Annotated in this window: 15 protein-coding genes; 10 read left to right on the forward strand and 5 right to left on the reverse strand. The window is 56.9% G+C overall.

The window, feature by feature from the left end; translation table 11 throughout:
* Nucleotides 1–52 precede the first annotated feature (52 nt).
* On the reverse strand, nucleotides 53–865 hold the full coding sequence (locus tag ACWKXT_RS00085; protein WP_454531367.1) for a Cof-type HAD-IIB family hydrolase: 813 nt from the start codon (nucleotides 863–865) through the stop codon (nucleotides 53–55).
* Entirely contained in the window at nucleotides 855–2,069 is a 1,215-nt protein-coding gene (locus ACWKXT_RS00090; protein WP_454531368.1) for an MFS transporter, read from the reverse strand. Before ACWKXT_RS00090 ends, ACWKXT_RS00085 begins: the two co-directional genes overlap by 11 nt.
* 81 nt (nucleotides 2,070–2,150) lie before the next feature.
* Between ACWKXT_RS00090 and ACWKXT_RS00095 the strand changes: the two genes are divergently transcribed.
* A complete protein-coding gene (locus tag ACWKXT_RS00095) occupies nucleotides 2,151–2,702 on the forward strand; it encodes a TetR/AcrR family transcriptional regulator (RefSeq protein WP_454531369.1) in 552 nt (183 codons plus the stop codon).
* 21 nt (nucleotides 2,703–2,723) lie between these two features.
* Here ACWKXT_RS00095 and arsC read toward each other — a convergent pair whose 3' ends face one another.
* Nucleotides 2,724–3,155 carry a glutaredoxin-dependent arsenate reductase gene (gene arsC, locus ACWKXT_RS00100; RefSeq protein ID WP_454531370.1) on the reverse strand — a complete coding sequence of 144 codons (432 nt, stop codon included), beginning with the start codon at nucleotides 3,153–3,155 and terminating at the stop codon, nucleotides 2,724–2,726.
* A 242-nt stretch (nucleotides 3,156–3,397) separates the two neighbouring features.
* Entirely contained in the window at nucleotides 3,398–5,083 is a 1,686-nt protein-coding gene (locus ACWKXT_RS00105) for an aspartate:alanine antiporter (RefSeq protein ID WP_014169303.1), read from the reverse strand.
* 279 nt (nucleotides 5,084–5,362) lie between these two features.
* Here ACWKXT_RS00105 and ACWKXT_RS00110 point away from each other — a divergent pair, with 279 nt between their 5' ends.
* On the forward strand, nucleotides 5,363–5,731 hold the full coding sequence (locus ACWKXT_RS00110; protein WP_088204913.1) for an inner membrane protein YbjM: 369 nt from the start codon (nucleotides 5,363–5,365) through the stop codon (nucleotides 5,729–5,731).
* A 30-nt stretch (nucleotides 5,732–5,761) separates the two neighbouring features.
* Here ACWKXT_RS00110 and ACWKXT_RS00115 read toward each other — a convergent pair whose 3' ends face one another.
* Nucleotides 5,762–6,031, reverse strand: coding sequence for a GrxA family glutaredoxin (locus ACWKXT_RS00115; RefSeq protein WP_014883149.1), 270 nt, complete (start codon nucleotides 6,029–6,031; stop codon nucleotides 5,762–5,764).
* A gap of 185 nt (nucleotides 6,032–6,216) precedes the next feature.
* Here ACWKXT_RS00115 and nfsA point away from each other — a divergent pair, with 185 nt between their 5' ends.
* The 8 genes from nfsA (at nucleotide 6,217) to ACWKXT_RS00155 (ending at nucleotide 13,495) form a co-directional block, all read left to right on the forward strand.
* The gene (nfsA, locus tag ACWKXT_RS00120; RefSeq protein ID WP_454528891.1) at nucleotides 6,217–6,939 is read left to right on the forward strand and encodes a nitroreductase NfsA; all 723 of its coding nucleotides are present in this window, start codon (nucleotides 6,217–6,219) and stop codon (nucleotides 6,937–6,939) included.
* Between the two features lie 69 nt (nucleotides 6,940–7,008).
* Nucleotides 7,009–7,911, forward strand: a complete 903-nt coding sequence (gene rimK, locus ACWKXT_RS00125; protein WP_216357128.1) for a 30S ribosomal protein S6--L-glutamate ligase — start codon at nucleotides 7,009–7,011, stop codon at nucleotides 7,909–7,911.
* Between the two features lie 63 nt (nucleotides 7,912–7,974).
* Nucleotides 7,975–8,451: a YbjN domain-containing protein gene (locus tag ACWKXT_RS00130; protein ID WP_003858385.1), complete on the forward strand. Its 477-nt coding sequence runs from the start codon at nucleotides 7,975–7,977 to the stop codon at nucleotides 8,449–8,451.
* 350 nt (nucleotides 8,452–8,801) lie between these two features.
* On the forward strand, nucleotides 8,802–9,914 hold the full coding sequence (gene potF / locus ACWKXT_RS00135) for a spermidine/putrescine ABC transporter substrate-binding protein PotF (RefSeq protein ID WP_454528893.1): 1,113 nt from the start codon (nucleotides 8,802–8,804) through the stop codon (nucleotides 9,912–9,914).
* Between the two features lie 103 nt (nucleotides 9,915–10,017).
* Nucleotides 10,018–11,151, forward strand: a complete 1,134-nt coding sequence (gene potG / locus ACWKXT_RS00140; protein WP_048339039.1) for a putrescine ABC transporter ATP-binding subunit PotG — start codon at nucleotides 10,018–10,020, stop codon at nucleotides 11,149–11,151.
* Between the two features lie 9 nt (nucleotides 11,152–11,160).
* Complete coding sequence (potH, locus tag ACWKXT_RS00145) at nucleotides 11,161–12,114, forward strand: putrescine ABC transporter permease PotH (RefSeq protein WP_454531371.1); 954 nt, start codon at nucleotides 11,161–11,163, stop codon at nucleotides 12,112–12,114.
* Nucleotides 12,111–12,956 carry a putrescine ABC transporter permease PotI gene (gene potI / locus ACWKXT_RS00150; RefSeq protein WP_454531372.1) on the forward strand — a complete coding sequence of 282 codons (846 nt, stop codon included), beginning with the start codon at nucleotides 12,111–12,113 and terminating at the stop codon, nucleotides 12,954–12,956. The genes potH and potI overlap by 4 nt, the downstream gene beginning before the upstream one ends.
* A 65-nt stretch (nucleotides 12,957–13,021) precedes the next feature.
* Nucleotides 13,022–13,495, forward strand: coding sequence for a YbjO family protein (locus ACWKXT_RS00155; protein ID WP_454528896.1), 474 nt, complete (start codon nucleotides 13,022–13,024; stop codon nucleotides 13,493–13,495).
* Nucleotides 13,496–13,523: the final 28 nt, after the last annotated feature.

Consider the following 13,523-nt stretch of genomic DNA (forward strand, 5'->3'; position numbering starts at 1 on the left):
TCCCCTCTCCCCGTGGGAGAGGGTTAGGGTGAGGGCACCAGACCGCACATTGTCAGTTAAAAGGTGCCTCCCCGTTCAACACCTTCTCAATCACGTTTAAAACGCCTTCCTCGTTATTATGCGGCGCTTCAAAACGCGCTATCGCTTTAATATGCGGTTTCGCATTCGCCATCGCAAAGCTGAACCCGGACTGACGCAGCATCTCTATATCGTTGCCGCTGTCACCGAAGGCCACCACTTCACTGTCCTTGATGCCCCAGCGCTTTTGCAGGATCCGCAATCCGTTAGCTTTATGCACCCCGGGAATAATCAGATCGATACTGCCGTGGCCGGTGGTGACGGGCACCATAATGTCGCTCAGCTTTTCATGCAGCAGCGCCTGAATGCGCGGAATTTCATCGTCAGAAACGTTGAGCCCGAACTTGAAGAAGATGTCGTTCAGGCTGTTGAAATCCTGCACCCTTTCGAGACGGTGATAATATTTTGACGCGATATCAATGAAGGCATCGTCATAGGCCTTAAGCGTGTAGGCGCTGCCTTTTCCGCAGGCGATAATCTCAATGCCGGGAACCTCGTTTAATACGGTGGCCACGGTGTTGAAGTGGGCTTTCGTCAGCTCACCGTTGAACACATCTTCCCCGGCATCGACCACCCAGCCGCCGTTTTCGGCAACAAAGGCAATTTCATGCGCGATCTCCGGGAAAAAGGAGATCAGCTGGTAGTACTGGTTGCCGCTGGCAACCACGAAGCGAATGCCTTGCGCCTTCATGCGTGCATACTGCGCCAGAAAGCGCGCGCGGTTATAGGTCTTGGCATCACTCAGGAATGTGCCATCCATGTCGACGGCGATCAGTTTAACGCTCATATCCCTTCTCCATTGACGTTTGTTCCGTTTCCGGCTTTGCCACCGCGCGCGCCACCAGCGCCGCGATAATCACTAACCCTAACACCACCAGCATGGCGCTGCGCAGCCCGTAGTGCTCACCCAGGAAACCGAGCAGCGGCGGCCCGACCAGGAAGGCGAGATAGCCCGTGGTTGCCACCACGCTGACGCGCGTCGGGGCATCCGGGCCGGTGTCGCTGGCGGCGGAAATGGTGAGCGGGAAGCCGAGCGACGCGCCCAGACCCCAGAGGATCACTGAGACCCCGGCAATCCAGTCCACGTCCACAAAGATGATCATCGCTATACCCAGGCCGCCGAGCAAGGCGCTGGCGCGCACCACCGCCACGCGGCTGTAGCGGTCGATAAACCAGCCGCCGGTGAAGCGCCCGACGGTCATCCCCAGCGTAAAACCGGCGTAAATCAGCGAGCCGGAGGTCGGGCTAAAGCCGTGACCGTCCACCATCAGCAGCGGCAGCCAGTCGTTGGCAGAACCCTCCGCAAACGCCATCGCCAGCACCACCACGCCAATCAACATCAGCTGGAAATCGCGGTAGAAAGGCAGCCCTTTTTCGGCCGAATGGTGTTCATCCGAGGCGTTCTTGCCGGTGCCGTTCGGGATCGCCCGGATGCAGGTCAGAATCGGAATGATGCATACCAGCGCCGCCAGCAGGATATGCAGATTGGCGCTCATGCCAAAGGCCGTCAGCGCCATCCCCACGCCCGCGCCGGCCAGCGTACCGAGGCTGTAAAAGCCATGCATCATCGGCAGTACGGTTTTGTTCATCTCGCGCTCGACCGCCGCCCCTTCAACGTTGATGGCAACTTCAGCCGAACCGAAGCTGCCGCCAAATACCGTCAGCCCTAAAGCGAACAGAACCGGCGAGGCAAACCACAGCGCCACGCTCAGCACCACCATCCCGAACACCGCGCAGCACATGGTGGTGCGGATCACCGCCCGCGTGCCAAAGCGCTTCACCAGCCATGCAGAGCAGAGGATGCCGCTCATGGAGCCTATCGACAGGCCGAACAGCACGATGCCCATCTCAGCGGTAGAGACGGACAAAATATCGCGAATAGCGGGGGTACGCGTGGCCCAGGAGGCCATCAGCAGGCCGGGAATAAAGAAGAACATAAACAATGCCCACATGCGTAGTCGCAGGGCGTTGCGGGGTGAGGTCAGCGTCATTGGGGTAGCACCAGAAGTACAACAGTAGCGACAACACTAGCAAGTTTGTGTACATTTGTACACAAACCGGATGAGGAATTTATGAGCAGACCACCGAACGATCCGCATCGACGGGAGAAGATCCTGCAGGCAACGCTCGATACCATTGCTGAGCACGGTATCCACGCCGTCACGCACCGTAAAATCGCCACCTGCGCGGGCGTGCCGCTGGGGTCGATGACCTACTATTTCGACGGCATGGAGCCGCTGCTGGAGGAGGCCTTCACGTGGTTTACCCGGCAGATGTCGCAGCAGTACCGGGATTTCTTCGCGGGTGTCACCGGGCCGGAAATGGCGTGTGAATCCATCACCACCCTGATCCACAGCTCGCAGGTGACCACGCCGCACAACATGGCGCTGATGTATCAGCTCTACGCTTTTATGCACCGCAGCGCGGCGCTCAAAACGGTGATGCAGGACTGGATGAAGATGAGCCAGACCACGCTGGAGCAGTGGTTCGACCCGGTCACCACCCGTGCGCTGGACGCGTTTATCGAAGGGATGACGCTGCACTATGTCACCGACCGGGTGCCGTTAACCCGCGAAGAGATCCGGGCGATGGTGGGGAGAATTGCGGGCGAGGGGAACTCTTAGGGAGCGCTCGCCCTGTCAGTTCTACCTGCGTTCGATCTTGTTCCCGCTGGCGTCCACGACGGCTTCGCCATCCTCTTTCGTAAACGCACCTTTCTGCGCGTCCGGCAGAATGTCGAGGACAACTTCAGACGGGCGGCACAGGCGGGTGCCCAGCGCCGTCATCACAATCGGACGGTTAATCAGGATCGGGTATTTCAGCATGAAGTCGATAAGCTGGTCGTCAGTGAAATTATCTTCAGCAAGGCCGAGCTGTTCAAAGGGCTCCACGTTTTTACGCAGCAGATCCCGCACCGAAATGCCCATATCGGCAATCAGGGTGGTCAGTCTATCGCGCGACGGCGGGGTTTCCAGATAGAGGATAATCTCCGGCTCCGTGCCGCTGTTGCGGATCATCTCCAGCGTATTGCGCGACGTGCCGCAGGCGGGGTTGTGATAAATGGTGATGTGTCTCATATCAGTGGCTCATTACAGTGTGAAGGAGAGACGTAGCGTATATGTTATGGATCGTTGTGTAATGGCGAGTTTAAAAATCTCAGACAACAAAAAACCCATCAACCTTGAACCAAAACGGCGGGGTTGATGGGCTCCACAAATTGGGGACATCAAAGAAAAGCAGTGGCACTAGTTATGACTGCCCCCTGCTAAAAAAGTTCTGCGCGTTACAAAAATTTTTTCATTACGCGCAAACTTAGGAGTTATCCGAGTCCCGGCCAGATGATGATAATCAGCGTACCCGCCAGCGTCAGCAGCACGTTCGCGATAGCGTAGGTGCCTGCGTACCCCAGCGCCGGGATGTTGCTGCGCGCGGTATCGCTGATGATTTCCATCGCCGGGGCACAGGTACGCGCCCCCATCATTGCCCCGAACAGCAGGGCGCGGTTCATGCGCAGCACGTAGGCGCCGAACAGGAAGCAGATCACCACCGGCACCAGGCTGACGATAAGTCCGGAAACCAACATTTGCCAGCCGACGGCGCCCAGGCTGTGTCCGATACCGCTTCCCGCGCTTAAGCCGACGCCCGCCATAAAGACCATCAGGCCGAACTCTTTTACCATGTTCAGCGCGCCCTGCGGAATGTAGCCGAAGGTCGGATGGTTGGCACGCAGGAAGCCCAGCATGATCCCGGCGAACAGCAACCCGGCGGCGTTACCGATGCCGAAGCTAAAGTTGCTGAACTGGAAGGTAATCATCCCGATCATCAGGCCAACAATAAAGAAGGCGCAGAAGGCCAGCAGGTCGGTGACCTGGCTGTGAATGGAAATAAAGCCGATGCGGTCGGCAACGGTTTTCACGCGTCGCGCGTCGCCGCTGACCTGCAGAACATCGCCTTTATTGAGTACGACGTTGTCGTCGATAGGCATTTCAATCTGGCTGCGGATCACGCGGTTGAGGAAGCAGCCGTGGTCGGTCAGCTTCAGCTGGGCCAGTCGGCGGCCCACGGCGTTATGGTTTTTCACCACGATCTCTTCGGTGACGATACGCATGTCGAGCAGGTCACGGTCAAAGACCTCTTTGCCGTTACGGAAGCTAGGGTCGAGACGGGCGTGCGCGTCCGGGTAACCCACCAGCGCGATGTCGTCGCCCATCTGCAACACCGCGTCGCCGTCCGGGTTCGCCAGAATGCCGTTGCGGCGGATACGTTCGATGTAGCAGCCCGTCTGGCGGTAAATCCCCAGTTCGCGAAGATTTTTGCCGTCTGCCCATGCCACCAGCTCTGGCCCGACGCGATAGGCGCGGATCACCGGGAGATAGACTTTACGTTTGGAATCGGTATCCAGGCCGCGCTCGCGGGCGATTTGCTGGGCGCTGGTCTGCAGATCCTGGTGCTGCAGTTTTGGCAGGTAGCGCGCACCAACGATCAGGCTCACCAGACCAATCAGGTAGGTCAGGGCGTAGCCCAGGCTAAGGTGGTCGAGCGCGGTAGAGAGCTGCGCGCCAGCCATGCCGGAATGTCGCAGAGTATCACCGGCACCCACGAGCACAGGAGTGGACGTCATGGAGCCTGCCAGCATACCGGCCGTTAACCCGATATCCCAGCCAAACAGTTTGCCCAGCCCTAACGCGATCAGCAGCGCGCTACCGACCATCACCAGCGCCAGCATCAAATAATTTTTGCCGTCGCGGAAGAAAATTGAAAAAAAGTTAGGTCCCGCTTCCACGCCAACGCAAAAAATAAACAGCATAAAACCTAAGTTGAGCGCGTCCGTGTTAATGCTGAAGTGCTGCTGGCCTAATAATAAGGAGACGACTAAAACGCCAATGGAATTACCGAGTTGAACCGAACCCAGGCGCAATTTACCCAGGCAAAGACCCAGCGCCAGTACCACAAATAATAACAGGATGTAATTCCCATTTAACAAGTCTGCGACGTTTATATTCACGGAGGCTAACTTCTTGTTTACCAGTAAGTTGTTGAATGAAAGGACTTTTTGGGCTACTGTTTTCTGGGTCAGGGAAAGGCGTTAACGCTCCCTGTTTCCTGCTTTATTCCCTAAAACATTAGCTGGCGTGTAGTTTAATCGTATTAGCTACTGACAGCTACTGATTATCGCATCACCCTGTGCGTACTTTGGCATGGATTGCCGCACTGCTTTATCTGACTGGGCGTCTACCCGACGAAGGTGTATTTGATAGAGATAAGTCAGGAGGATAGTTTGAATATGAAACGAAACTGGGCGGGGGTGATCAGCTGCTTTTTGCTGTTCACGGTAGTTTGCATGTCGCTGGCTTTTAATGTGAAGGGCGCGTTCAGGGCGTCGGGGCATCCGGAACTGGGGTTGCTTTTCTTCACGCTGCCGGGGGCCGCCGCCAGTTTTCTCTCCCGTAAAGGGGAGGTGGTGAAACCGCTGCTCGGCGCCATGCTCGCTGCGCCGCTGTGTCTGCTGATGATGCGCCTGATGTATATTTCAACGCGGAGTTTCTGGCAGGAGCTGGCGTGGTTGCTGAGCGGCGTATTCTGGTGCGCGCTTGGCGCGCTGTGCTACTTGTTTGTGCGCAGCCTGGTTCAGCACCGACGGCACCGCAAATAAAAACGCCCTCACGGTGAGGGCGTCTTATCATTACTGCTCGGCAAACAGGCCCAGATGTTCTTTGGCGTAGGCCTCAAAGTCTGTGCAACCGCCGATGTGTTTCTGATCGAGGAAGATCTGCGGCACGGTTTCAACCGGCTTACCGACGGTTTTTTCGAGATCGGCTTTGGTGATGCCTTCCGCGTGGATATCCACGTAGCGGAAGTTGAAGTCATCGCGCTCTGCGGTCAGTTTCTCAGCCAGCTCTTTTGCGCGCACACAGTAAGGGCACCCTGGACGACCAAAAATTACTGCAAACATTTCTCTCTCCTCAAAAAAACAAGCCTGACGGCGAATGACACGTATAGTGCCCCATAACCCGCCGTCATTAAAGAAGGTTTCGCCTGTCGTTATAATACCTATGAGCTATGTTTCGCCAATTACACCGCGCACATCATTGCCTATACTGGCTGCCATACGTATTAAGCAAGAAAAAGAGAGACAAGATGACGCCAACCATAGACCTGCTCCAGTCCCACCGCTCCATTCGCCACTTTACCGATGAGCCGATTACCGAGGCGCAGCGTAACGCGATTATCGACAGCGCAAGAGCCACCTCCAGCTCCAGCTTTTTGCAGTGCAGCTCGATTATCCGCATTACCGACAAGACCATGCGTGAACAGCTGGTGACGCTCACCGGCGGGCAGAAGCACGTTGCGCAGGCCCCCGAGTTTTGGGTGTTCTGCGCCGATTTTAACCGCCACCTGCAGATTTGCCCGGAAGCCGAGCTGGGGCTGGCGGAACAGCTGCTGCTGGGCGTGGTGGATACCGCGCTGATGGCGCAAAACGCCTTTACGGCCGCGGAATCGCTGGGGTTAGGCGGCGTCTATATCGGCGGTCTGCGTAACAACATTCAAACCGTCACCGAGCTGCTGAAGCTGCCTAAACACGTTCTGCCGCTGTTTGGCCTGTGCCTTGGCTGGCCTGCTGATAACCCGGACCTGAAGCCGCGCATCCCTGCAGCGATGCTGGTGCACGAAAACCACTACCAGCCGGTCGATCAGGACGTTCTGAATCACTACGATGAAGAGCTGGCGAACTACTACCTGACGCGCGGCAGCAATAACCGTCGCGACACCTGGACCGACCATATTCGCCGCACCATCATCAAAGAAAACCGCCCGTTTATTCTTGATTATCTGCACAAACAGGGCTGGGCAACGCGATAGTCCATTTAACCTGCACCTGCCTGCGTATATGATATGCAGGCTTTTCCCATGTCTTTAGAGAGGTGCAGGGTGAAAATTGCCATATTGTCCCGGGATGGAACGCTCTATTCATGTAAACGCCTGCGAGAAGCGGCAGCAAAACGCGGCCATCAGGTTGAGATCCTCGACCCGATGTCCTGTTATATGAACATCGATCCCGCTGCGTCGTCGATTCACTACAAAGGCCGCAAGCTGCCGCATTTTGATGCGGTGATCCCGCGCATCGGCTCCCAGATAACCTATTACGGCACCGCCGCGCTGCGCCAGTTCGAGATGCTGGGCAGCTATCCGCTCAACGAGTCCGTTGCGATATCCCGCGCCCGCGACAAGCTGCGCTCGCTGCAGCTGCTCGCCCGTCAGGGGATCGATCTCCCCGTCACGGGGATTGCCCATTCGCCGGACGACACCAGCGATCTGATCGATATGGTGGGCGGCGCGCCTTTAGTGATCAAGCTGGTGGAAGGCACGCAGGGCATCGGCGTGGTGCTGGCGGAAACCCGTCAGGCGGCGGAGAGCGTGATTGACGCCTTTCGCGGCTTGAATGCGCACATTCTGGTACAGGAGTACATCGAAGAGGCGAAAGGACGCGATATTCGCTGCTTCGTGGTGGGTAATGAAGTGGTGGCGGCCATTGAGCGCCAGGCCAAAGAGGGCGACTTCCGCTCTAACCTTCACCGCGGCGGCGTTGCCAGAATTGCCGATATCAGCGATCGCGAGCGGGAGATTGCCGTGAAAGCGGCGCAAACGCTGGGGCTGGACGTGGCGGGCGTAGACCTTCTGCGTGCGACGCGCGGGCCGCTGGTGATGGAGGTGAACGCCTCCCCGGGGCTGGAAGGCGTGGAAAAAACCACTGGGGTCGATATTGCAGGTAAAATGATCGCATGGATTGAGCGTCATGCCACGCCGGGGTACTGTCTTAAAACGGGCGGTTAAATGGATTACCGCGCGCTTTTTGAGTACCCTATGCGAAGTTTTTACTAAAGAGGCTGCACCGCGATGGATTTACAGGTCGTTCCTACACTGGATACGTTACGTCAATGGCTTGATGATGCCGGGATCACGTTCTTCGAATGCGATTCCTGCCAGGCGCTGCATCTGCCTCATATGCAGAATTTCGACGGCATTTTCGATGCCAAAATCGATCTGATTAACGACGTGATCCTTTTCTCCGCGCTGGCCGAAGTGAAGCCGTCCGCGTTGCTGGCGCTGGCCTCCGATCTCTCGGCTATCAACGCCAGTTCTTTGACGGTGAAAGCATTTCTCGATATACAGGACGATAATCTGCCAAAACTGGTCGTTTGCCAGTCTTTATTCTCCGGTGCAGGGCTCTCGTTCAAGCAGTTCGCCTGGTTTATGCGCTTGAGTGAAGAGCAAATTTCCATGGTGATGATGGAAGCCAATGCACATCATCTGCTGTACAGCGCGGAAGACGATGCAGAGAATAATGATGCATCTCCCAATTTTCTTCACTAAGCCTGTCTGACTTTTGCGCAGTCGCTGCCAGAGCGGCTGCAGAAGGCCATTTTTTCTGCTGCTTTTAACCTTTCTTTAAAGAATTTTTCACCTCCCTCAGGGCCATTTCGGCTTATCACGTAGACTTAACCTGCATAAAAAATTGATAAAAGGCGTTTTTTCGTCTGGGCTATAGCCGGAGACACGGGCTACAGTTATTCTTGCGATGCTTAAAAAAGCGAGCGGATCCTGCCGGGTAAAGAGGTTTCTTTTTATTTTGAGCAGAGCGACAAACTATGCATGATTTTTGCATATATCCAGATTGCACAGTTTAGTTCGTTTGTTAACGAGCTTTCAGAAGGAATAACACTATGATCGCCTTGAATAAAAAATGGTTATCGGGTCTGGTTGCGGGTGCTCTGATGGCCGTCTCTGCCGGCACGCTCGCTGCGGAACAAAAAACGCTGCACGTTTATAACTGGTCTGACTATATTGCGCCGGACACGGTCGCTAATTTTGAAAAAGAGACCGGCATTAAAGTGGTCTATGACGTTTTCGATTCCAACGAAGTGCTGGAAGGAAAGCTGATGGCAGGCAGCACCGGTTTTGACCTGGTCGTACCTTCCGCAAGCTTCCTGGAGCGTCAGCTGACGGCAGGCGTTTTCCAGCCTCTGGATAAAAGCAAGCTACCGAACTGGAAAAACCTCGATCCGGAAGTGCTGAAGCTGGTGGCGAAGCACGATCCAGACAACAAATACGCCATGCCTTACCTGTGGGCGACCACCGGCATCGGCTACAACGTGGATAAAGTCAAAGCGGCGCTGGGCCCGGACGTCAAGCTGGACAGCTGGGATGTGGTGCTGAAGCCGGAAAATCTTGAGAAGCTGAAAAGCTGCGGCGTCTCCTTCCTCGATGCGCCGGAAGAGATTTTCGCGACCGTGCTGAATTACCTGGGCAAAGACCCGAACAGCAACAAGGCTAATGACTACACCGGCCCGGCGACCGATCTGCTGCTGAAGCTGCGTCCAAACATCCGCTACTTCCACTCGTCCCAGTACATTAACGACCTGGCGAACGGCGACATCTGCGTGGCGATCGGCTGGGCAGGGGACGTATGGCAGGCGGCGAACCGCGCGAAAGAGGCGAAAAATGGCGTGAACGTCTCTTACTTCATTCCGAAAGAGGGGGCGCTGGCCTTCTTCGATGTGTTCGCCATGCCGGCTGATGCGAAAAACAAAGACGAAGCCTACCAGTTCCTCAACTACCTGATGCGTCCTGAAGTGATCGCCCACATCAGCGACCACGTTTACTACGCCAACGGTAATAAGGCCTCCGTGCCGCTGGTGAGCGAAGCGATCCGCAATAACCCGGCAATCTACCCACCGGCGGACGTGTTCGCCAAGCTGTTCACCCTGAAGGTTCAGGATCCAAAAATTGACCGCGTGCGTACCCGCGCGTGGACCAAGGTGAAAAGCGGTAAATAAGTTACCGTGAGTCGTAGGCCGGGCAAGCGTTAGCGCCACCGGCAACAGGCGCACCGTTCTGGTGCGCCTGCACCATGATTTGATCTCTACCGGAGAACACCCCGTGAATGACGCGATCCCCCGCCCGCAGGCGAAAGTCCGTAAAGCGCTGACCCCGCTGCTTGAAATTCGTAATCTCACCAAATCTTTCGACGGCCAGCATGCCGTGGACGACGTCAGCCTGACGATTTACAAAGGCGAAATTTTTGCGCTCCTCGGGGCATCGGGCTGCGGCAAATCGACCCTGCTGCGTATGCTGGCCGGTTTTGAACAGCCCACCGCCGGGCAGATTATGCTCGATGGCGTCGATCTCTCCAGCGTGCCGCCGTATCAGCGCCCGATTAACATGATGTTCCAGTCCTACGCGCTGTTCCCGCACATGACGGTGGAGCAGAACATCGCCTTTGGCCTGAAGCAGGACAAGCTGCCGAAAGCCGAAATTACCGCGCGCGTGGCCGAAATGTTGAGCCTGGTGCACATGCAGGAGTTCGCGAAGCGTAAGCCGCACCAGCTCTCCGGCGGCCAGCGCCAGCGCGTGGCCCTGGCCCGCAGTCTGGCAAAACGCCCGAAACTGCTGCTGCTTGATGAGCCGATGGGCGCGCTGGACAAAAAGCTGCGCGACCGTATGCAGCTCGAAGTGGTGGATATCCTCGAGCGCGTGGGCGTGACCTGCGTGATGGTCACCCACGACCAGGAAGAGGCGATGACCATGGCCGGACGCATTGCGATCATGAATCGCGGTAAGTTCGTACAGATTGGCGAGCCGGAAGAAATCTACGAACACCCGACTACCCGCTACAGCGCGGAGTTCATTGGCTCGGTTAACGTTTTCGAAGGGCTGCTGAAAGATCGTCAGGAGGATGGCCTGGTCATCGAATCACCGGGGCTGCAGCATCCGCTTAAGGTCGATCCTGATAACTCGGTGGTGGATAACGTGCCGGTCTACGTGGCGCTGCGTCCGGAGAAGATCATGCTCTGTGACGATCCGCCTGCCGATGGCTATAACTTTGCCGTCGGGGAGGTGGTGCATATTGCCTATCTGGGCGATCTCTCCATCTACCACGTGCGGCTGAAAAGCGGGCAGATGCTCAGCGCCCAGTTGCAGAACGAACATCGCTACCGCAAGGGGCAGCCGACCTGGGGTGACGAAGTGCGCCTGTGCTGGGATGCGGACAGCTGCGTCGTGCTGACGGTATAAGGAGCGATCATGAGCACACTTGAACCTCCAGCCCGAGTCAAAAAACCGGGCGGCTTTGCCCACTGGCTGACGCGCCTTAAGATGAACCACGGCCGCAAGCTGGTGATCGCCATGCCTTACGTGTGGCTGATCCTGCTGTTCCTGCTGCCGTTCCTGATCGTCTTTAAGATCAGCCTGGCAGAGATGGCGCGGGCGATCCCGCCGTATACCGATCTGTGGGAGTGGGCCGACGGGCAGCTGACGCTGACCTTGAATCTGGGCAACTTCCTGCAGCTCACTGACGATCCGCTCTATTTTGAAGCTTACCTGCAGTCGCTACAGGTGGCGGCGATCTCGACGCTCTGCTGTCTGGCGATGGGCTACCCGCTGGCGTGGGCGGTGGCGCACAGCAAACCGTCGACGCGTAACATCCTGCTGCTGCTGGTGATTCTGCCGTCGTGGACCTCGTTCCTGATCCGCGTTTACGCCTGGATGGGGATCCTGAAAAACAACGGTGTGCTGAATAACTTTCTGATGTGGCTCGGGGTTATCGATCAGCCGCTGACGATCCTGCACACCAACTTCGCGGTCTATATCGGCATTGTTTACGCCTATCTGCCGTTTATGGTGCTGCCGATCTACACGGCGCTGACGCGAATTGATTACTCGCTGGTGGAAGCCTCGCTTGACCTCGGCGCGCGTCCGCTGAAAACCTTCTTTAGCGTTATTGTCCCGCTGACCAAAGGCGGCATTATCGCCGGGTCGATGCTGGTCTTTATCCCGGCGGTAGGGGAGTTTGTGATCCCGGAACTGCTCGGTGGTCCGGACAGCATCATGATTGGCCGCGTGCTGTGGCAGGAGTTCTTCAATAACCGCGACTGGCCGGTGGCCTCGGCGGTGGCGATTATCATGCTTCTGCTGCTGATCGTGCCGATCATGTGGTTCCACAAGCATCAGCAGAAACAGATGGGAGATCACGGATGAACAACTTACCGGTAGTACGCTCTCCGTGGCGAATTTTGATCCTCATTATCGGCTTCACCTTCCTGTATGCGCCGATGCTGATGCTGGTGATCTACTCGTTCAACAGCTCTAAGCTGGTGACGGTCTGGGCGGGCTGGTCGACGCGCTGGTACAGCGAGCTGTTCCACGACGATGCGATGATGAGCGCGGTGGGGCTGAGCCTGACCATTGCCGCGCTGGCGGCCACGATGGCCTGCGTGCTGGGCACCATCGCCGCGCTGGTGATGGTGCGTTTCGGGCGTTTTCGCGGCTCGAACGGTTTCGCCTTTATGATCACCGCCCCGCTGGTGATGCCAGACGTCATCACCGGTCTCGCGCTGCTGCTGCTGTTCGTGGCCCTGGCGCACGCCATCGGCTGGCCGGCAGATCGCGGCATGCTCACCATCTGGCTGGCACACGTCACCTTCTGTACCGCCTACGTGGCGGTGGTGATCTCCTCGCGCCTGCGCGAGCTGGATCGCTCCATTGAAGAGGCGGCGATGGATCTCGGCGCGACGCCGCTGAAGGTCTTTTTTATCATTACCCTGCCGATGATTATGCCTGCGGTCATCTCCGGCTGGCTGCTGGCGTTCACGCTTTCGCTCGACGATCTGGTTATCGCCAGCTTTGTCTCCGGGCCGGGCGCGACGACGCTGCCGATGCTGGTCTTCTCCAGCGTGCGGATGGGGGTGAACCCGGAGATCAACGCCCTGGCCTCTATCATCCTCGGCGTGGTCGGAATTGTCGGATTTATCGCCTGGTATTTGATGGCTCGCGCGGAAAAACAGCGAGTGCGCGATATCCAGCGTGCAAGACGCGGCTGAAGGATTTAAAATTTCCGGTGATGTGCCGCGCATGACGCGGCACTGTTTTTCAGGGAAGTAAAACATTGGGATTATTAAAAAAATCACGTCTTACGCACGCTCGTCCTAACGTCCCTGCGCTGGTACAGGTGGCGGCGCTCGCCATTATTATGATCCGCTGTCTGGACGTGCTGATGATTCTGAACACCCTGGGCGTGCGGGGCATCGGTGAATTTATCCACCGCAGCGTGCAGACGTGGAGCCTCACGCTGGTCTTTTTAAGCAGCCTGGTGCTGGTGTTTATCGAGATCTACTGCGCGTTTTCGCTGGTCAAAGGGCGCAACTGGGCGCGCTGGGTCTATCTGCTGACGCAGGTGACCGCCGCCAGCTATCTGTGGGCCGCCTCGCTGGGCTATGGCTATCCGGAGCTGTTCAGCATCGCCGGAGGCTCAAAACGCGAGATTTTCCATGCGCTGATCATGCAGAAATTGCCGGATATGCTGGTGCTGATGCTGCTCTTTGCGCCAGCCTCCAGCCGACGGTTCTTCCGCCTGCAATAATGTGTATAATCGCAGCCCTCGTTTTCCT

The organism is Enterobacter sp. UPMP701 (assembly GCF_053709515.1).

Bases quoted from the DNA above. Each gene is read 5' to 3' on its own strand.
- ACWKXT_RS00085 (WP_454531367.1), bottom strand. From the start codon at position 865: ATGAGCGTTAAACTGATCGCCGTCGACATGGATGGCACATTCCTGAGT.
- ACWKXT_RS00090 (WP_454531368.1), bottom strand. From the start codon at position 2,069: ATGACGCTGACCTCACCCCGCAACGCCCTGCGACTACGCATGTGGGCA.
- ACWKXT_RS00095 (WP_454531369.1), top strand. From the start codon at position 2,151: ATGAGCAGACCACCGAACGATCCGCATCGACGGGAGAAGATCCTGCAG.
- arsC (WP_454531370.1), bottom strand. From the start codon at position 3,155: ATGAGACACATCACCATTTATCACAACCCCGCCTGCGGCACGTCGCGC.
- ACWKXT_RS00110 (WP_088204913.1), top strand. From the start codon at position 5,363: ATGAAACGAAACTGGGCGGGGGTGATCAGCTGCTTTTTGCTGTTCACG.
- ACWKXT_RS00115 (WP_014883149.1), bottom strand. From the start codon at position 6,031: ATGTTTGCAGTAATTTTTGGTCGTCCAGGGTGCCCTTACTGTGTGCGC.
- nfsA (WP_454528891.1), top strand. From the start codon at position 6,217: ATGACGCCAACCATAGACCTGCTCCAGTCCCACCGCTCCATTCGCCAC.
- ACWKXT_RS00130 (WP_003858385.1), top strand. From the start codon at position 7,975: ATGGATTTACAGGTCGTTCCTACACTGGATACGTTACGTCAATGGCTT.
- potF (WP_454528893.1), top strand. From the start codon at position 8,802: ATGATCGCCTTGAATAAAAAATGGTTATCGGGTCTGGTTGCGGGTGCT.
- potH (WP_454531371.1), top strand. From the start codon at position 11,161: ATGAGCACACTTGAACCTCCAGCCCGAGTCAAAAAACCGGGCGGCTTT.
- potI (WP_454531372.1), top strand. From the start codon at position 12,111: ATGAACAACTTACCGGTAGTACGCTCTCCGTGGCGAATTTTGATCCTC.